This is a genomic window from Pseudomonas sp. 9AZ (assembly GCF_902506525.1).
GTDB lineage: Bacteria > Pseudomonadota > Gammaproteobacteria > Pseudomonadales > Pseudomonadaceae > Aquipseudomonas > Aquipseudomonas peli.
Genome location: NZ_LR733840.1, coordinates 697830 through 718051 on the forward strand (window position 1 = coordinate 697830; position 20222 = coordinate 718051).

General features: G+C 53.3%; 15 protein-coding genes and 1 pseudogene. 14 read left to right on the forward strand and 2 right to left on the reverse strand.

Going from position 1 to position 20222, the window contains the following annotated elements:
- Positions 1–21: 21 nt before the first annotated feature.
- A complete protein-coding gene (gene guaB, locus ALTER154_RS03400) occupies positions 22–1491 on the reverse strand; it encodes an IMP dehydrogenase (RefSeq protein ID WP_090248601.1) in 1470 nt (489 codons plus the stop codon).
- A 169-nt stretch (positions 1492–1660) separates the two neighbouring features.
- On the opposite strand from guaB, the gene ALTER154_RS03405 reads away from it, so the two are divergent.
- On the forward strand, positions 1661–3778 hold the full coding sequence (locus tag ALTER154_RS03405; RefSeq protein WP_160085247.1) for a TonB-dependent siderophore receptor: 2118 nt from the start codon (positions 1661–1663) through the stop codon (positions 3776–3778).
- 31 nt (positions 3779–3809) lie between these two features.
- Here ALTER154_RS03405 and ALTER154_RS03410 read toward each other — a convergent pair whose 3' ends face one another.
- Complete coding sequence (locus tag ALTER154_RS03410; RefSeq protein ID WP_160085248.1) at positions 3810–4364, reverse strand: sugar ABC transporter ATPase; 555 nt, start codon at positions 4362–4364, stop codon at positions 3810–3812.
- Between the two features lie 105 nt (positions 4365–4469).
- On the opposite strand from ALTER154_RS03410, the gene xseA reads away from it, so the two are divergent.
- The 13 genes and pseudogenes from xseA to ALTER154_RS03475 all read left to right on the forward strand — a co-directional run bounded on the left by xseA (position 4470) and on the right by ALTER154_RS03475 (position 20171).
- Positions 4470–5849, forward strand: a complete 1380-nt coding sequence (gene xseA, locus ALTER154_RS03415; protein ID WP_160085249.1) for an exodeoxyribonuclease VII large subunit — start codon at positions 4470–4472, stop codon at positions 5847–5849.
- An 18-nt stretch (positions 5850–5867) separates the two neighbouring features.
- Positions 5868–6692 (forward strand): peptidoglycan DD-metalloendopeptidase family protein, encoded by an 825-nt coding sequence (locus ALTER154_RS03420; RefSeq protein ID WP_160085250.1) that lies wholly within the window; start codon positions 5868–5870, stop codon positions 6690–6692.
- Positions 6693–6796: 104 nt separating this feature from the next.
- The gene (locus tag ALTER154_RS03425) at positions 6797–8482 is read left to right on the forward strand and encodes a flagellinolysin (RefSeq protein WP_160085251.1); all 1686 of its coding nucleotides are present in this window, start codon (positions 6797–6799) and stop codon (positions 8480–8482) included.
- A gap of 113 nt (positions 8483–8595) precedes the next feature.
- Positions 8596–9285, forward strand: a pseudogene (locus ALTER154_RS03430) (mechanosensitive ion channel family protein); the annotation flags it as partial.
- A 75-nt stretch (positions 9286–9360) separates the two neighbouring features.
- Positions 9361–10803, forward strand: a complete 1443-nt coding sequence (locus ALTER154_RS03435) for a site-specific integrase (protein ID WP_160085253.1) — start codon at positions 9361–9363, stop codon at positions 10801–10803.
- On the forward strand, positions 10769–12661 hold the full coding sequence (locus tag ALTER154_RS03440) for an integrase (protein ID WP_160085254.1): 1893 nt from the start codon (positions 10769–10771) through the stop codon (positions 12659–12661). Before ALTER154_RS03435 ends, ALTER154_RS03440 begins: the two co-directional genes overlap by 35 nt.
- Positions 12658–14634 carry an integrase gene (locus ALTER154_RS03445; protein WP_160085255.1) on the forward strand — a complete coding sequence of 659 codons (1977 nt, stop codon included), beginning with the start codon at positions 12658–12660 and terminating at the stop codon, positions 14632–14634. Before ALTER154_RS03440 ends, ALTER154_RS03445 begins: the two co-directional genes overlap by 4 nt.
- A gap of 41 nt (positions 14635–14675) precedes the next feature.
- A complete protein-coding gene (locus tag ALTER154_RS03450; RefSeq protein WP_160085256.1) occupies positions 14676–15104 on the forward strand; it encodes a hypothetical protein in 429 nt (142 codons plus the stop codon).
- Between the two features lie 243 nt (positions 15105–15347).
- Positions 15348–15977: a hypothetical protein gene (locus ALTER154_RS03455; protein ID WP_160085257.1), complete on the forward strand. Its 630-nt coding sequence runs from the start codon at positions 15348–15350 to the stop codon at positions 15975–15977.
- A gap of 194 nt (positions 15978–16171) precedes the next feature.
- Positions 16172–16786, forward strand: coding sequence for a hypothetical protein (locus ALTER154_RS03460; protein ID WP_160085258.1), 615 nt, complete (start codon positions 16172–16174; stop codon positions 16784–16786).
- Between the two features lie 24 nt (positions 16787–16810).
- Complete coding sequence (locus tag ALTER154_RS03465; protein ID WP_160085259.1) at positions 16811–17875, forward strand: ABC-three component system protein; 1065 nt, start codon at positions 16811–16813, stop codon at positions 17873–17875.
- A complete protein-coding gene (locus ALTER154_RS03470) occupies positions 17872–18312 on the forward strand; it encodes an ABC-three component system middle component 2 (protein ID WP_160085260.1) in 441 nt (146 codons plus the stop codon). The genes ALTER154_RS03465 and ALTER154_RS03470 overlap by 4 nt, the downstream gene beginning before the upstream one ends.
- Positions 18309–20171: an AAA family ATPase gene (locus ALTER154_RS03475; protein ID WP_160085261.1), complete on the forward strand. Its 1863-nt coding sequence runs from the start codon at positions 18309–18311 to the stop codon at positions 20169–20171. Before ALTER154_RS03470 ends, ALTER154_RS03475 begins: the two co-directional genes overlap by 4 nt.
- Positions 20172–20222 lie beyond the last annotated feature (51 nt).

Consider the following 20222-nt stretch of genomic DNA (forward strand, 5'->3'; position numbering starts at 1 on the left):
TTTATATCAACTGATCAACAATCAGCCCACGCGGTAGTTCGGGGCTTCTTTGGTGATCTGTACGTCGTGTACATGGGACTCAGCCATGCCAGCACCGGTGATGCGCACAAACTCAGGCTTGCTGCGCATCTCCTCAACCGTTGCACAACCGGTGTAGCCCATGGAGGCACGCAGGCCGCCCATCAGCTGGTGCACGATGGCTGCCATTGCACCTTTGTATGGCACGCGGCCTTCGATACCTTCCGGCACCAGCTTCTCGGCACCGGCCGAGGAGTCCTGGAAGTAACGATCCGAAGAGCCCTGCGCCTGCGCCATGGCGCCCAGCGAGCCCATACCGCGGTAAGCCTTGTAGGAGCGGCCCTGGAACAGCTCGACTTCGCCCGGTGCTTCTTCAGTACCGGCGAGCATCGAACCGATCATCACGCAAGACGCGCCAGCAACGATGGCCTTGGACAAGTCACCGGAGAAACGGATACCACCATCGGCGATCAACGGCACACCGGTGCCAGCCAGTGCGGCGGCAACGTTGGCCACGGCGGAGATTTGCGGTACGCCGACACCAGCAACAATGCGCGTGGTGCAGATCGAGCCAGGGCCGATACCGACCTTGACTGCATCAGCGCCAGCTTCGGCCAGGGCCTTGGCGGCTTCGCCGGTGGCGATGTTGCCGCCGATCACTTGTACGTCCGGGAAGTTCTGCTTGACCCAACGCACGCGGTCGATCACGCCTTTGGAGTGACCGTGGGCGGTGTCGACAATGATTACGTCAACACCGGCATTAGCCAGCGCGGCGACGCGGTCAGCGGTATCGGCGCCGGTGCCGACAGCTGCACCCACACGCAGGCGACCTTGGTCGTCTTTGCTGGCCAGCGGGTAAGCTTTGGCTTTTTCGATGTCCTTGACGGTCATCATGCCCTTCAAGCGGAAGGCATCATCGACGATCAGGACTTTCTCGATACGGTGCTTATGCAGCAGCTCGCGCACCACGTCTTTGTCGGCGCCTTCCGGTACGGTGACCAGACGCTCTTTCGGCGTCATCACTTCACGCACGGTGGCATCCAGGCGGTTCTCGAAGCGCACGTCACGGGAAGTGACGATGCCGACCAGGTCGCCATCGCTGAGTACCGGTACGCCGGAGATATTGTGCATACGGGTCAGGTCGAACAGATCACGCACGGTGGCGTTGGCTTCGATGGTGATCGGGTCCTTGACCACGCCCGCCTCGTAGCGTTTGACCTTACGCACTTCGGCAGCTTGCTGCTCGACGGTCATGTTCTTGTGGATGATGCCGATGCCGCCTTCCTGAGCCATGGCAATTGCCAGACGGGCTTCAGTGACGGTATCCATGGCAGCAGAGAGCAACGGAATATTCAGTTCAATACCACGGGTCAGGCGCGTTTTGAGGCTGACATCCTTCGGCAGAACTTCGGAATAACCTGGAATAAGTAGAACGTCGTCGAAGGTAAGAGCTTCTTGACTGATACGCAGCATGGCGGGGGCTCCCGGACGGGAAAATTGGAAGCGCGCCATTATACTCAGACGCCCCCCTGCACTCAACGCAAACTGCAACATTGCCCTGCGCGCATACGCGGCGCTATCCAGAAGGCGGACGAGAACAATATAATAATGATTCTCAAAAACATCCGCATCTGAGTAGCACATGTCTTTCAACCGACTCTCCCCCACCCAGCCCGGCTGGCGCTTAAGCGTCCTTGCCTTGGCGTTACTGCCTGCCGCCAGCAGCCTCGCTGCCGATGTAGCCAACCCATTGGAACTACCCAGCCAGGCCGTCACCGCCACCCGTGAAGACCAAACCGGCTACAGCGCCAGCACGGCCAGCACCGCCAGCAAAAGCGCCGTACCCATCATGCAGGAAGCACAGGCGGTGCAAGTGGTCACCGAGCAGGTGATCGAGGACTACCAAGTGCAATCGCTCGACGACGCGATGAAGTTCGTCAGCGGTATAAGCCAGAGCAACACCCTGGCCGGCACCCAGGACGGCTTCGTCAAACGGGGTTTCGGCACCAACGCCGACGGCTCGATCCTGCGTGACGGCATTCGCTCCAGCCTGTCGCGCAACTTCAGCGCCACCACCGAGCGCGTGGAAGTGCTCAAAGGTCCGGCTTCTCTGCTCTATGGCGCCATGGAACCGGGCGGACTGATCAATGTGATCAGCAAGCAGCCTGAATACCGGCAGAGCACGCAGATCAGCGGTGAAACCAGCAGCGAAGGTGGTGGCAACCTTATGCTCGACACCACCGGCCCATTGGGCGACAGCAGCTTTGCCTATCGACTGATAGCCGAACGCCAGCACGAAGACTATTGGCGCAATTTCGGCGCGGACAACCACAGCCTGATCGCACCGTCCCTCAGCTGGAGCGGCGAAGACCTGCGCATCACCCTGGCCTACGAGCAAAAGGAATACTCGACCCCGGTCGACCGTGGCACGGTGATCATCAACGGCAAACCGGCGAGCACCGAGTACAACGCGCGCTTCAACGAAAGCTGGGCTAAAGCCCAAGGCACCGATGAGCTGCTCACTGCCAAGGCCGAGTACCAACTCAACCCGGACTTGCTAAGCCGCCTGACCTACGGCTGGAACAACGAGCGCTACGACTATGCCGAAGCGCGGCCCAACGCGCTTAACGCCAGCACCGGCTCACTCAGCCGCCGCGCCGACGGTAGCGAACACGACAACCAGACCCAGTACCTGGCCTGGGACTGGATCGGCAACGCCAGTGTGTTCGGCCAACAACATGACTTGCTGTTGGGCATCGATACTGAGCGCGCCGACAACTTCCGCGGCGACACCTACCGCGGCCCGGCGGTTAGCGGCTTCAATATCTACCGCCCGGTCTACGGCAACCTTGCCGAACCTTCGCTGATCAGCGCAGCGCAGAGCGACAGAAGCGACGCACTGCATTCACGCTCGCTGTATGTCAAAGACAACTGGCACCTCAACGAACAATGGATAGTCGTGGCCGGTGGTCGCTACCAGCACTTTGACCAGTTAGTCGAACAAGGCCGTGGCAACAGCTACAAGAAAACCACCGACCGCCAAGACAATGCCTTCTTGCCGTTTGCCGGCTTGGTTTATCAGCTCAACCAACAGGTTTCGCTGTACGGTAATTACAGCCGCTCATTCGTACCCAACGCCTCCGACGCCAACACCAGCCAGGCATTCGACCCCGAGGAAGGTCGCAGTTACGAGCTAGGGGTAAAACTTGACCTCCCCCAGGGTATCGGCGCCAGCCTGGCACTGTTCGATATCGAGAAGGAAAACGTCGTGGTCACCAACAACGCCGTGTCTGAAGCGGCAGGCAAGGTGGGCTCAAGGGGCGTGGAAATCGATATCAGCGGGCGAATTGCCGAACGTTGGGAGCTGCTCGGCACCTACGCCTACACCGATACGGAAATCCTCGATGACCCGGATAACCAGGGCAACGCACTGGTGAATGCCGCGCAGAATATAGCCAGCCTGTACCTGACCCACCACCTGGCGCTGCCCAGCGACGCCGGACAATGGCGAGTAGGCGGCGGCGCGCGCTATGTCGGTGAACGCGCCGGCGATAACGCCAACAGCTTCTGGCTGGACAGCTACACCGCGGCCGATGCGTTTCTCAGCTGGGAAAGCCAGCTACTGGGCGACAAGACCCGCCTGCAGCTGAATGCGCGCAACCTATTCAACCAGGAGTACTACCCCTCCAGCGGCGGCAACCTGCGCGTCGCCGTCGGTGAACCGCGCGAACTACGCCTATCGGCCAGCGTCGATTTTTGACCTTTTCAGCAGGGCTCAGGGATGAGCCTACTTAAGAAAGATCGACCCGCACCAGGGAAACCGGATAGCCCAAGCGCGCGGCAAACTCATCGAGAAAGCTCTGCTTAAAGCCAGCATCCGCCCAGTTATTGAAAATAAAACCCAGGCTGGAAAACCCGCAGGGCTGCAGAAACAGAAAGCCGTTGATATCGTCTTCATGGCCGCACAGCGGGCAGCGAAAGTTATCGGTATGCCCCGGCATCCACTCCTCCAGGCTGTCGAACAACCTTTCGCCCACTTCGCGCCGACACTCAGGGCAGCCCGCCTCCTCTAAAAAGCCCGCCGTAGGCGTATAGATGCAGCGCTTATAAATGATCTCCAGGCCATGCACTGCCTGCCCAAACGGCAGCAACTCGGGCCGCTCGACTACACGCCGCGCGCCCTCGGCAATGCCGTAGCCCATATGTTTGAAGGTGCGACCACAGGTGGTCAGCTGTTCTTCGATGATGTTCTGCTTAACCAGCCAGCGCACGATCAACCGCGCGCGTGCCTCGTGGCCGGGAAAGCTGGAAATCTGCGGCACGACGATCGCCTGCTGCTCACTCATAACGGGACTCGGTTTGCGCTAAAGGCGCGCAGCTTAAAGGGCTTACAGCGGCGGTCAAGGCCAATCCCCTATGGCAGGCTGGGCAAAGCCTTTACTATGCCGGCCATGATCAAAGATCCCTTCCAACGCCTGAACCTCGACCGCGAGGTGCTCAGCGTCAGTCAACTGAACAACCGCGCACGCCTGCTGCTGGAAGATGTATTCGGCGGCATCTGGGTCGAGGGGGAAATCTCCAACCTGGCCAAGCCGGCGTCCGGACATATCTATTTCACCCTTAAAGATAGCCAGGCTCAGGTGCGCTGCGCGCTGTTCCGGCAGAACGCCGCCAAGGTGCGCCAAGCAATGCGTGATGGCCTGGCGGTCAAGGTGCGTGGCAAGGTCTCGCTGTTTGAAGGGCGCGGCGATTACCAACTGATTCTTGATGCCGTGGAACCCGCCGGCGATGGCGCGCTGCGCCTGGCCTTCGAGGCCTTGAAGGAAAAACTCAGCGCCGAGGGGCTGTTCGCCGCCGAGGCCAAAGTCGCCCTGCCAGCGCACCCGAAACGTATTGGCATTATCAGCTCGCCCACCGGCGCGGTGATCCGCGACATCATCAGCGTATTTCGCCGCCGCGCACCGCAAGTCGAACTGACCCTGATCCCTACCGCCGTGCAAGGCCGCGAAGCCACCGCGCAGATCGTCCGCGCCCTTGGCGTAGCAGACAGCAAGGGCTTCGATGCGCTGATCCTGGCCCGTGGCGGCGGCTCGCTGGAAGACCTCTGGTGCTTTAACGAAGAACCGGTTGCCCGCGCCATTGCCGCCTGCGTCACGCCCATCGTCAGCGCGGTGGGCCATGAGACCGATGTGTCCATCGCCGATTTTGTCGCCGACGTACGCGCACCAACACCTTCCGCCGCCGCCGAGCTACTGGCCCCCGACAGTAGCGAGCTGGTGCAACGCCTGCACAATCTCAAACGCCGCCTGAACCTGCGCATGCAACACCGCCTGGAACGCGAACGCATGCGTCTTGAGGGTTTGCAGCGGCGCTTGCGCCATCCCGGCGAACGCCTGCGCCAGCATGCTCAGCGTGTAGATGATCTGGATATGCGGCTGACCCGCGCCTTCGCACGCCAGCTGAATAGCCGCCGCGAACGCCTGAATCACCTGCAAACCCGCCTGCTCAGCCTGCATCCGGAACGTAATCTCAAGCTGCTAGACCAGCGCTTGCAGGCACTGGCCGAACGCCTGCAACGCAGCATGCGCGAGGGCCTCAAGGCACGCCGCCTGCAGCTGCATAGCCACGTGCAAACGCTGCATGCGGTCAGCCCGCTGGCGACCCTCGGGCGTGGCTATAGCATCCTGCTGGATGAGCGCGGCCGCGCCATCCGCAACGCCGCCGACACCCGCCCCGGCCAGCGCCTGAAAGCGCGCCTGGGCAACGGCGAGCTGGATGTGCGGGTCGAAGACAACCATGTGCAGCCGGTTACCCTCTCGCTGCTCGATTGATTTCCACACAGGTCCCCCATGCGTCTATTCACCCTGCTCACCCTGTTCTGCCTTGCCCTGCCCGTCCACGCCGAAGGCTTTATCAGCCGACTGCTCAATAAACCCGTGCCCGGCGGCGTGGCGGTAGTCGATCTAGGGCCAGCAGCCAGCGCACCCAGCGTGCGCTATCAGAACAAGCCGGTGCTGGTGATTCACGAGGACCAGCAGCGCTGGATCGCCATTGTCGGTATTCCGCTGAGCATCAAGCCGGGCAACCAGCAGATCAGCGTTAACGGCAGCCAGACCCTGAGCTTTCAGGTCGGCAGCAAGCATTACGTCGAACAGCGCATCACCCTCAAAAATCAACAGCAGGTCAACCCAAACGCCAAGAACCTTGCGCGCATCGAACGCGAACTGGCCGAACAAACCCGCGCTTACCAGCAGTTCAGTCCACGTCAGCCAAGCAACCTGCTGTTCGATAAGCCGGTGAACGGGCCGCTATCCAGCCCCTTCGGCCTGCGCCGCTTTTTCAACGGTGAGGAGCGCAACCCGCACTCCGGGCTGGACTTCGCGGCCAATAGCGGCACGCCGATAAAGGCCCCGGCCGCAGGCAAGGTGATCCTGACTGGCGACTACTTCTTTAACGGTAAAACCGTTTTTATCGACCACGGCCAGGGCCTGATCAGCATGTTCTGCCACCTCTCGGCCATCGGCGTAAAAGTCGGTGATGAAATTCCCCGTGGCGGCTTACTCGGCAACGTCGGCGCCACCGGTCGCGCCACCGGGCCGCACCTGCACTGGAACGTCAGCCTGAATGATGCCCGCGTCGATCCCGCGATCTTTATCGGTGCGTTCAAGCCCTAACCGTTCGTCGACCTACCCACCCGAGCCTATCAAGCCTTTTCAGCGCAGGCCGATTACGCCTGTGACGCCGGGCTTTCCGTCCGGCCGAGCGGGTACACACGTAGATGCTGACGGTTAACACCAACATCTCGTCGTCGTTCACGCGCCGCCAATTGGAGAGCAACAGCACAGCACTTGGTACTTCGCTGCAGCGCCTGTCCACCGGACAGCGCATCAACAGCGCCAAAGACGATGCTGCTGGACTGCAAATCTCCAACCGTTTGACCTCGCAAGTGCGGGGGCTGAACGTGGCCACGCGCAATGCGAACGACGGCATATCGCTGCTGCAGGTAGCGGAAGGTGCTTTACAAAGCGTCACCGACGCTCTGCAGCGCATTCGCTCGCTCGGCTTGCAGGCCATGAACGGCTCCAACGGTGCCAGTGAGCGCACTGCACTGGATCAAGAAGCGCAGCAGCTGTTGCAGGAAATCAACCGCGTCAACGAAACCACGACCTTTGCTGGTCGCAAAGTATTTGACCAAGGTACCTTTTCAGTCCTTGGCGACCCGGATCAGCGTGCCGTGTTGAACGCCCTCAAAGGATTCTGGATCAGCGAAGGTGAGCAGCGGGTATTCGACGCCTTCGGGCTGACGGCCGATGGCGCTGAACTGGAAATAACCTTTACCAATGACTCGTCCAGCCAAACCCTGGCCTCTGTATCAGGCACCTCCGGTGCCGGCGGCAAAATTTTTGACCAGGTTCTGAACGTCAACCTGGCTTACTTCGATGCCTCAACCCTGCCCAACGGCGGCAGCACACCGCAATATACCGATCGAGTCATCGCGCATGAGATGGCGCATGCCGTCATGGGCCGCACGATGAATTTCGCCGGTTTACCCAGTTGGTTTATTGAGGGCACTGCAGAAGCGCTGCAAGGCGCGGACGAGCGCCTTGCAGGAGACACCGCTGGAGGCACCAATACCGCGACCATTCTGGCGGCATTTAATGCCGACGATGTCAGCGCTTCGGCCGGTTATTCCGGCGGTTACGCTGCTGTGCGGTATATGCATGAAGAAATAAAAGCGGCGGGTGGCAAAGGCATCAAAGACATCAAAGACATCATGGGTTACCTGCAAAAAAACAGCGGTTCTACCCTGGATCAAGCCCTGACCAACGCCAGTAAAGGCGCCTTCAGCAGCCAGGCGGACTTCAGCACTCAGTTCAATGCTGATGCCGCGGCCTATGTTGCAGGACTGGACCTGAGCAACGCGGATACTGGGGCGATTGGCGGCTTCGACGCTGACGGTGGCAATGTCCTCACCGCCGAGAATGTGCTGCCCAACCAGGGCACCGGGCTCCCGGGTTCCAAGGGCTTTACGCTGGTCGAACCGGAGTTGTTCAATGCCAACGGTGTAGGCGGCAACACCCTCACCCAGCTCCAAGTCGGGGCTCAGGCCTATGAAACGATCCAGATCGGCTTCAGCTCATTCAGTGCCGATGCGATGGCCTTGGGCCGCCTGGACCTCGGTAAGACACCCGGCCTGGCGGTGATGGATATTGATGACGCACTGGCCTACATCGACCGCCAACGCGGCTACATGGGTGCGTTACAAAACCGCCTGGAAAGCACCATCAACAACCTGCAAAGCATCGCTGAAAACGCTGCCGCCAGCCGCTCACGCATTCTCGACACCGACTTTGCAGCTGAAACTTCTAACCTGGTTTCTCGCCAGATTATCGAGCAGGCCGCGCAAAGCGTCCTTGCGCAGGCTAACCAGCGCCCTCAGGCGGTCCTCAGCTTGCTGGGCTAAGCCCAATTCGACAACGCCCTAAGACACGTCCAGCAACCAAGCCACCCTGCCCAATAAGTGCTCGTTTGATAAGGTTGCTTTGTTATTAAGTTGAGCGAGCCCCGAGGAGCGGCATGAACGACCTGTACAGCAACACACAGCAGTGGCTTGAGCATTACCCCTCACTCTATAGCCTGACCGGCATCTCGCTGCTGCTACTGGCAGCCTGGTTGGCCAACTGGGTGGTCAAACGCATTCTTTTGCGCGGCCTGTACCGCGCACTCAAGGCCACGCCGATTGGCCAGGACGGCAGCCTGCATGACTCGCGGGTGATCGCGCGACTGGCAAACATTGTTCCTGCGCTGATCATTTCCGTCGGCATCACCCTGGTGCCCAACCTGCCGGAAGCTGCCGTGGCGGTAACTGGCAACGTGTGCAGTGCTTTTATCGTACTGACTATCGCTCTGGCCATCAGCGGCGTGCTGACGCTGCTCAACAACGGCTACCAGAAGCGCCCGAATGCCCACCTGAAGCCGATCAAGGGCTATGTGCAGGTGGTGAAGATTCTGCTCTTCGCGATTGCCGCAATACTCATGGTCGCCAGCCTGATCGACCGCTCGCCGCTGATTCTACTGTCTGGCCTGGGCGCAATGGCCGCCGTACTGATGCTGATTTTTCAGGACACCTTGCTGTCCCTGGTCGCCAGCGTGCAGATATCCTCCAGCGACATTGTGCGCGTCGGTGACTGGATCGAGATGCCACAGTTGAACGCCGACGGCGATGTCATCGATATCGCCCTGCACACGGTCAAGGTGCAGAACTACGCGTGAGCTCGACCGATTTGACAGTTATCGTGATGTCTACTTTTATGGACAGACACCTTTAACAAGGAGTCTTCCATGCTAGGTCGACAAGCCGAAGACCATGCGCTCTACCACAAGGTGGGGCTGACCAACGTCCCATTGTGGGAGCCTTGCGCCCCCGGCGATCCAGACGAGCTGCGGATCGACGCAAACACTGATCTCGATCCCTACCCAGTCAAAGCAATACCCCTCCACCGCACCTCCGCGAACCGCCTTTTCGTCATTGTCCAGCCTGACGGCTCACTCTGGGCTGAGGGCAGCCTTTACCTGTTCGAGCGGGTCACAGAGCTTGGCACCAAAGCATCCACTGCTTCGAACATCGCAGGAGACCTCTCTCACTTCATGAACACGCTCTTAGCCGGAGGACGTGACTATCGAAACTTCAGTGGCCCCGCCTTTAATCGCCCAACTTATTTCTACAAAGCTGAGCTAAAAAAATTACTTGCAACACATGATTTAAAAAGAAGCACAGCAAATAGAAAGATAAATAGCGTAATCGGATTCTACATATGGCTTCTCACAAGCAGAGGCTTTAAACCACAGCAAGACATGTGGGAGAAAAAGAATCGGAGTGTAGCCTTCCTAGACAGGCACGGCTTCCAACAGAGCAAACAAGTAACGAGCACCGACCTGACCTTCAGTAGTGCCGCCCCCATACCGACAGGAAAGTATATAAATGATGGGGGAAAGCTTTGCCCATTGAGCAAAGAATACCAAAAAACGCTAATAGAAACATTAGTCGACCTTGGCAATACCGAAATGTTGTTGGTTCACGTAATTGCACTAACCACAGGAATGCGCATTCAGTCAGTCCTTACACTGCGCCATTCCAGCATCAAACGCGGCTTGGGGGGTCAGAGCAATGAGATGCAATACGCCCTCCATGGCATAAGAATTGGCGAAGGGACTCCGGTAGATGCAAAAAATGGAAAACCCCAAACAGTGCTAATGCCTGCATGGCTGCACCACAAACTTGAAATTTACATCAACTCAACACGACACAAGGAAAGAGCTATGAAGTCACCTATCAGAGAGGACGGCCTTCAGTATCTATTCTTAACCAGAACGGGAAAACCTTACTACGTGGCGTCAGCTGATGAAGAAACTTTCAGCTACAGCAACGAAAAAGGCTCTGCGATTCGCCAGTACATCGCCACTATCAACAAACTAATTAAAGAAACGTGCAGCAGTTTTAACTATCAGTTCCATGACCTAAGGGCCTCGTTTGGCGTGAACTTAGTCTTAGACAACAGCAAACACCTGGAGAGCGGAAAAATGAACCAACTAGAACTTCTAGACCTAGTTAGAAGAAGAATGAATCACGGCAATTTAGAAACATCAATGCTTTACATCAAGTTCCCACAGGAAAGCGGACTTGTAGCTTACGGGCAATCCGATTTTGAGAATCACTTACAGAACATTATCTCAAAGGAAATGTTAAACAATGAAACCAGAAGAGCGCCGCCATTACTATGTTGAACTTTATTCCATCGACCATGTTGAATGCCGGCGAATTTTAGCTTCGAAGCCAATTGAAGATCTAATCCTCCGCTGCACAAATGACCGCAGAATCGACATCGGCGCCGTCTGTTATGCTGAGCGCAACACTAAGACCCGCGTCTACCCCAAGCCTGTAAACAAAGCCTCGCTGAGACCAGAGCGCGCCTCACGCATACTACTCTGGTGTATTGACCTGCTCAGCAGGTACTTCACCGGTGCATCTGCATACACGACGTATTGCAAAGCGTGCGAACTGATCAATTTTGTTGACTGGTGTGACGACAACAAACTCAGCCATCTTTTTGAATCTGCGTCCGCATACAAAGAAGCCATTGACCTTTACACCCAAAACCTACTGATCCGAATTAAAGACTCAAATGGGATAAAGGCCTTTACTGCCAACAGATTACAGAGCGAAGCACTCAGAAGCGGCAGAATATTTTTCCCCAGTACAGAAATAAACTTCCTGAGCGACCTCCCGATCATCTCAAACAGTAACTCTGATGAAGAGCAGACTGACACCCCCTCAGAAGCGGCCATAGCCGCACACTTAACAGCATGCCAATATCTGTTTGATGGGCTATCAGAATTTATCCTTGAAGGGCTCGATTTCCCACACTCCATCCCCTTTAATTTAACCAACGCGATTCTGCTTCCAGCGGAATACACCATTACGACAGAAGAAATTATTCAAGAGACCCCCAAGATACAGGCAAGCATCTTCTGGGATTACACCAAAGGAGCGATTAATAGTTTATCAGAGTGCATAGCAAGAACCTCTCAGCAAGAATATCACGTAGCTCGACAACGCAATGAAGCACTCGGCACCCTCAAAAATGCCAACGATGACCCTCGGCATCCTAAAAGAATGTGGCTTGCAAAATTTGCTCAAGACGCCTTTATATCTCTCTTCGCAGCAAACTCTGGCTTGAATGAGTCATCAATTAGAAATTTAGAACCACTGAGCGGGAAATATACCAACAGTGACAACGCTGGATTCGTAATAACCAAGGCCCGCGCAGCGGGCAGGGAAATTGAAATCGAAATCCAAAAAACCTTCAAAAAGCAATTGAACAAGTTTTTGAAGCTCAGAGAATACATTTGCACCAACAATAATCACCCCTACCTATTTGTTAAAATCACTAACGGAGAACCAATCCGGCAGCCGATAAAATCAGTGACGATTGGTAATTTCAATGACCAAATCAGAAGATTTCTTGACCCAAACTTTCAAGGCCTAAGCTATAGAAAACTGCGCAAGTATAAAAGTGTATACCTGCTTGGCAGGAATCACCCGATCCCTGTAGTCGCCGCAATAATGCAGAGCAGTGTCAGGACTGTTGCCAAGCGCTATTCCCTAGCAGAGGAAAAGAAGGCAATCGACGAGATCAGCACGATGCTGACCCATTTGATATCGATTCTTGACGCGCCGAAAGAGCTCGACACTCCAGCTGGAGAGTGCTCTGGGCCACAAACGCCTAAAGCCGTAGGTACTCCCCCTGTAGCACACACGCCTAATTGCAAGGACTTTATTGGCTGCGTGTTTTGTAGCGAATTTCGGCTCCACGCCAACGAGGCTTCAGTTCGAAAATTACTGAGCATGAGGTATGTGACCAATGCATACCTTACCGCCTGCTCAACCGAGCAACAATTTCACAATGTTCACGGAGAATCAATTCTACAAATTGACCGAATTCTAGATGAGCTCAAGAAAGCTCGCCCCCAAATGAAACGTGTCATCTCTGCCATTCAAAAAGATATCGACGAAAAATTCAAACTAACTGAGTACTGGCTTCGCACATATGAACGCTTAATCAAGACAAAGGTGATTGAATGAAAACCAAGCCTCGCGATTTTCGCCTAGAAAGCTCTCCATATCCACTTCGCTATGAATTCCTGGCCACTGACATTTACTATGGAATGTCATTTAACCGGATCGGGCCTGGCACGGTAATTTCAAGAACAAAAGACGGAGAACCAATAAGCCTTTTCGAACATGACATTTGGCATCTTGCAGCATTCGCATACCATGTATCCGACAACGCTTACTTCGATTTCTTACCGCTATATAAATCGTCAGCCCTATCAAATGAGAATGCCGCTACATGTAAAAAAATATTCATAATCAGAATGTTTTCGCAAAATACAAAATCAGGCAAACCATTGCGCGTCAGTTACATGCAGACGGTACTCTTGACACTTCGGCATATGTGCGAATTTTGCGCCAATAAACGCATCACGATTCAAAGCCTACTCATTAGTTTAGCTACATTCGATGAATTTCAGAAAGACCTCCCCTCCAGCTTAATCAGAACATTAGTAAGCCTCATCCGGACACTCAACTCATTGCGCAGCGCAGAAAAATTGCTTGAGGTTGATGGATCAATTTACCCATTGATTCAAAAAATAGCACGAGAAGTTAGAACTGAAGGCCAACAGTTTCCAGTAATACCAAGCAGAATACTATATATCAAATATAGACAGTATCATGAATGCATTGATGACTTCATGGAGCACCACAGTCAACTCAGTAATTTCTTAGAAAAAATGACCACTGAACCTTATTTTGGCCGATCAACAAAATCCCAGTATCGCATTGGACTTAATACCGGTGACAAGCCTCCCACAGATCATTCGCAGGCTGATTCGGCTGGATTCAGGGAAGCCATATACGAATACGGCCTTGGGAAACTTCTAAATAAGTACGACTGGAAGATGGTTAGCAGTGTTTCGTCTTTCTTGGCTCTGGTACAGCACTGCTGCAAGAACTTAATTCATTTACTAACCCTCATGCGCCATCATGAAGTAATCTCTTTACGCACCAACAGCCTAGAGCGTATTAAAGGCTGGAACAATGAGGCTCTCTATGTTGCTGGAGTTACCACGAAATTATTCTCAGAAGAAAAGGAGATGAAATGGATCACAACCGACGCCATCCTTAAGCCAATTAATACACTTGAATTAATTAACTTGTTTCTGGCGCCGCACACCAAACACAACAATGATCTTCTATTCCTATCCCCTACAATACTCACCAACCGCAGCCGCAAACAGACAAAATCTATACACACATCCAAAAGCCCTGATCTTAGGCTTCCACCAGTCCTTATAAACGAGGCCGACATACAAGAACTTGAATCAATTGATCCATTCAGAAACTGGAGAGATGACAAAAAATTCCAAATAGGTCAACCCTGGAAGGTCAGTTCCCACCAGTTCAGGCGTTCCATCGCAGTGTTCGCTGGACAAAGCGGCCTGATAACGCTGCCATCTTTAAAGCGGTTACTCCGGCATTTAACTCTCGTCATGTCGACCTACTACATGCGCGGCTGCTCCGCCAAAAATTACTACTTCAATCTCGCAAACCCCGAGCTCGTCAAAGAGCTTAAGAATGCGAAAATGGAGGCCGATGGCGCGATGTACATTCGCGAAGTACTTCAATCAAGCGAACGACTTTTTGGTAGTCATGGACGAGAAATTATGGAGGGACGGGTAGATTCAGCCGTGTGGCTAAACGAGCCAGAGGAATACACTCATGACAAAGTGAAGGTTGGCCTGATGGCTTTCGCGGAGACCCCTCTCGGGGGATGCGCTTCTGTAGCGCCTTGCGACCGGCGCGCGCATGGGGATTTCACCACATGCCCCGGCTGCAAATCCTTAATTGGCAAAGAGTCTGTCATGAACGAGACCATCGCCGTCATGGCTTTTGACCTAGAGCAACTCGCAGCCGGCACCATGGAGCACCGAGCTGAGAAACAGAACCTTGATGACTTCATTGCTTTGCGAGATCGTATCCTCGCGAAAGGCTGAATCTGGATTGCTGACCTACCCCTTGATAGAGAGGCCCTCAGATGGCGAATGAGCTCGAAGCCCCAGACTCCCAAACGCTATTACCCTACTATGCGGCGCTCAACCGCCTAGTGGCTGGCGAGAGTTTGCACGTACCCATAGGCAGCAAGATAACACTGAATGCTGTGGCACTGGAGGCCTGTAGGAGCGCCGGTAGCATCAAGAAGAGCCGGCCTATCTTTGATGCCCTGATCAGAGAAATTCGCATTCGAGCAAAACAGCAAGCTGAAAACGCAGCTCCTGGGTCTAGCCAGATTCGAGTGGCTAGACTCAAAGCCGAGAAAGCCCGCGTATCAGCAGAAGACTTTGAAAGCAAATATAAAGCCGCCCTAGCGCGGGAGCTCATGCTGCTGCGTGCCTGGGATAAGGCCCAGCAACAGCTCAGGAAAGTCAGCAATGTCGTTCCATTGCCGCAGGCCAAGCGAACCTGAAACGGAGCACTGGATATACAACTGATACTTAGAGTATGAGCAACTGATCAGTCTGCCTATCTGAACTGCTCGTGAAACTACTCAGATGTTATTAACATCGCCGATGTAAGAGCGCCCAACCTCTAAAGTTAATTTGCCAGTTGGGGCTCCTCATCTCTTACCTTTTCTTGCGCTTCTACATAATCGCGTCTAGCGTGAACCGTGACAGTTTAACTTAACCTATTAAGTCATCTAAGGGCTTTTATGGTCTTCGCTCTCCTTTACCCCACTGAATATGATCAGCCGAGGCCTATTGATGGCGAGTATGCAGCCACTGTCTTTGCGCGTCATGCTGAGTTTCACTACTTAGGGCGAAAAGTCATAGCCTCTGCCCACAGCATAATCCATGCTGAGAGGCATCCCGGAAAAGTTGTGGTCAAAGGCTTTGGCGCCTCTATTTCTTTGATCGCCCCCTTGCCTGAAAAACCGGAGGAAAGTCTTCTTGATAAAGTGCTCAACTACACCCCTTACGTCGAAAGGCAAATCAGCTTTGACAGTTCGCTTATCGCGACTCTGCTCCCGCTTGATTTTGATAAAGCCCACCCATTTGCCGATGGCCAACGAGAGTTCAAATGCCGAACTAAAAGTATCGACATCTCGTTTGGCGGGGCAGATCGATTTAGAGCGACTTTAGACGGCTACATTCAGTTCGCTGTCACCGATGCCCCCTGCACCCTCCAACCCGTGGAGGGAAGTCCTATGAAGTGCCTGGTTGTTCTTGATGAAGCGACCATTTACCTAGCTAAGAGGTATGGTCGAGGGACATATGACAAATTGGTGGCCGAGGCCGTTAACGAGATCCAGCACGCCTCATTTAAAATTGAAGAGCCCTGACAGCATGCCAAATTAGGACTGAAGCCCTGTCACTACCTAGGATAAAACGCGTTCTGTACATCAGTTTGCGCTAATGGCTGCCGAAGCTCGCGCGAGTGCTCCAGCCTCGCTCGCGATAGGTGCTGGCCACTTGATATTGCCCTACACTGACCATGCAGGTTATAAGCTATCTTTTCGTCGATACGGATATCGCCATGCACCTCCCCGAATCCCTAAAGTCCCTCGGACTAATCGTCTCTGGCTTTACAGCGGGAATTGCGGCCTTTCAAAGCATTCTTTCCATAGCAAATCTAGAGGTTGGCCCCCGCCATTCCTCCTGCCCCAATGACCAGGTCGCCCTGCGGGTTGAGGCCTATCCATTCGAGGCCAAGGTCGACATTAATGAGCTCGATAAGCCCTTCTATAACGGGATGTGCCTCAATCAGGGCCGTTATGGAGTTACCGTCAGAGCCGACCGGTATCAAGAAGAGCACCGAGTTGTGCAGCTTGGGGCGTCGGATCAGATTTCACTCTTTTCCCTAAAGCCTAAGATCATTGTCCATCTTGATAAAGAAAGCCTTATCCAAGATCGAGAGTTTACTGGCGAATCGATTACCATCAGATTGATGGATATTGACGTGCGATCTTCCGTCCAGCTGATAGCGGACTTTGCAGGCAAAAACTTCGTCGTTTCGAATGACGTGGAAGGGACAATAAGTCTAGCGCTGGAGAATATCCCTTGGGACTTGGCGCTGGATTCAATACTGATCTCTACCGGAAATAAGCTTGAGGAAAGGAACGGGCTGTTTTATGTGTCCAAGAAATACTAATGCCCGATCCAGAAGGGGCTCGAAATGATTGAGAGCGAAATCCCTCCACCAAAGCCAGCTGATTTTTCTGCAACGGCCTTGGATGTCCAAATCGGAGCGCCCGTACCCGTGCTGGACAGAATGTTAATAATGTCCTCCGACGACTGGGAGGATTTCACGCTTGAGCTCGTGCACTACCTCAAGGAGCAGTATCACAAAGTCACGAAATGCGGTGGCGGCGGGGATATGGGGCGTGACGTAATCGCCTACACCGCAACCAGATGGAGTAATTACCAGTGCAAGCATTATAAAGAAAAGCTTAGTGTTGAAGATGCCGTCTTAGAAATAGGTAAGATTTGCTATTACACCTATATCGGCGAATACCCGCTTCCAGAGCGCTACTTTTTTGTGACGCCTAAGGGCTGTAGCACCAATCTCATCAAAGCCCTACAAGACCCGCAAAAACTGAAATCTGAGCTTTTAGGTCGATGGAAAAAAACTTGTGCAAGCAAAATTACTAAATCCAAAGTCATCGAACTGGATTCAGAATTTCTTGCACATATCGACTCCATTGATTTCTCGATCTTCGACGATATTCCTCCCCTGGCGTTGATTGAGCTGCACAGCAAAACCCCTTTCCATACGCTGCGCTTCGGGCTCTACAACAGAAGAAGGCCTGAAATACCAAAAGCCCCTGAAGCCATTGCGGCGTCAGAGCATATTTATACAGCGGCTCTGCTTGAAGCTTTCTCCGATAAAAAGGGAGAAATCATAGACCTGTCTTCTATCGCCAACCATCCAGACTTCAAGGTTGAGCTAAAAAGCGCCCGCAATAACTTCTATGCCGCCGAGTCCCTGGAGCGGTTCTCCAGGGACTGGTTGCCCATCGGTTACTTCAGTGATTTGAAAGAAGAGTGCCACGAGGCTATCTCTGCCACCGTGAACCAGCAATACACGGACGGCTATGCGCGCTACTTAAAGACCTGTGAAATATCGGCTCTTGCACAGTACAGCTCTCATCCACTCCATCCCTTTATAAAAATTCAAGACAAAAAGGGGCTGTGTCACCACATCGTCAATGATCAGGTTTTTCGGTGGGTTAAAAAATGAATCTACCAGTCGAAATATTCAATGGCCCGATTGAGGTCGGCACTCGCATAGCGCTGATTCTGGCCAACATTGAAAATATAGAGCTAAATTTGGATCAGCTTGCCTTCTTAGATTATGTATTAATCTACTCCAAGGAATTCAATGGTGTAGCCAATGTTCATCCACCTCTTCCAAATCACTTTGCCGAGATCATTAAGCGAAGAGAAACACTTCCCGCTACGCTGGCCTACTTCATATCCAAGGGCATAATCACGACAAGCATTGGTCGTGATGGCATAAAGTACAAGGCCACAGACAAGGCGATTTACTACACAAGCGCGCTGAAATCCTCTTACTACAAAAAGCTTATTCAAAATCTCTCGTGGATAGAGAACAACCTTGATGCGCTGTTTGAGGAGCAGAAAAGCTTGTTTACCACAAGGGTTCGCTACAGATGATTATTCGCAGCCTGACTGTCACTGGCGAGAACAAAGTTTCCTCTGCACTATTTTTTGAGCGTGGCGCCAACATAGTCGTGGGCGCATCCGACACAGGTAAATCCTACGTCGTCCAGTGCATAAAATTTATTCTTGGCGCCGAGGAGCCGCCCAAACCTATCGATGAGTCTACCGGCTACACCACACTGACCGTTCAGTTCGAGCATGACGATGGCTCTGGCTTCGCCTTAACGCGGGAACTGAGCGAAAAGGCACCCATATTTCTGTATGAGCCAGGTTGCTCGCCTCGCAAGCTCAAAACGAAGCATCAGTTTGGCGACCTCAACAATTTATCGAACTACTTCCTGGACAAGATATCCTTAAGTGATAAGAAGCTTCTCCAAGGAAAGGAAAAGTTAACCACTACCTCGCTGTCTCTGCGAAACCTAGAGAAGGTGTTTGTTATCGATGAGACGAGGATTGTGGCCGAATACTCACCCTTGGGAACGGGGCAGAATAATGAAGCCACGTCCGAACTATCGCTGCTGCGCACTTTACTAACAGGGGTGGATGACGCCGAGGTTGCGTCGATCAAGAAAGACTTGGTATCCAAATCCACCCTGAATCAGAAGATCTCCACCGTCGAGTACTTGTTAGGGCGGCTTTACCCTGAAGGAAAGTTGCCGCTTGAGACCGAGATCGATGAACTTGAAGAGAATCTGGAAGAACAAGAAACTCTCCTAGAACTAAGAGAGCGGGAGCTTAACGCTCTGGTCTCTGAAGATGACCATCTGTTAAACTTCAAGCAATCAATATCGATCAATCTTTCGGCGGCAGTTGAATCTCTTGCAGAAAACCAAGGGCTGATGGATAGACTTGTCTCACTGCAAGGTAAATATCGCTCTGATGCGGAGCGCCTTTTGGGCATAAGCGAGGCCTCTGGCCTGCTTGAGCTATACGAGGAAGTTCTATGTCCAACCTGTGGCAGCAAAGTCCCCCATGATCACTTAGAGAACTCCCCTACAGACATCCTGCCTGCTGTACAGGCCGAAAGTGCAAAAATTGACTTCCACCTAAACGAGCTGTCGGTTGCACTCGCAGACCTAGGCAATACGATTTCTACTGAACAAACCTCAATCAACAGCCTGAAGGATACTCTTTTCAATATTGAACAGAAACTTTCAATGTCCTTTACTGATGTCTTGGACGCGGTGAATGGTATTAGAGATAACTGCAACGAGCTGAAGCGAAAAATCCTGGCTCTCCGACATAAAGCCAGCTCCTTCGACGAGCTTGACCATGAGCTGGATCTACTCAAAGGAAAGCTCGATGAGAAGCAAAATGATTACGCAATTCCAGACTTTAACAACGAACTCAAACAACTGTCGGTAGCCGTGGAAAATGTCTTGGCGCGCTGGGACTTTCCTAACCACAAGCCAACTGAGTTCGACACGAAGAAACGAGACTTGGTGATCGCTGGCAAGAGAAGACCTCACTTCGGAAAGGGTTATCGCGCCATCGGCTTTTCATCGTTTGTCATTGGCCTGATGCAACACCTTGCCCCACTGGGTCGACATCCTGGTTTTGTAGTACTCGACTCGCCTCTTACCACGTACAAACAGGCCGACCAAGACCGTGGCGAAGAGCAAAGCGAAGCTGACAAGATTGCCGGAGACATGGTGTATTCGTTCTATAGCGATGTTGCCGAAAACTACAAGGATCGGCAGATCATCATCTTCGACAACCAAGAACCCGACGTATCTCTGCTCCCAGCCGTGACCTATTACCATTTCTCGAAAAATAGGAATATGGGAAGATTTGGTTTCTTTCCACCTGTTGATGGGAAGGACTACTCTCAAGTCCAAAGGGAACCGCGCTAGAGAAACCTGTGGGCATTGCTTAGCGCCTGCGAATGCAGTAAAAAAGTAATC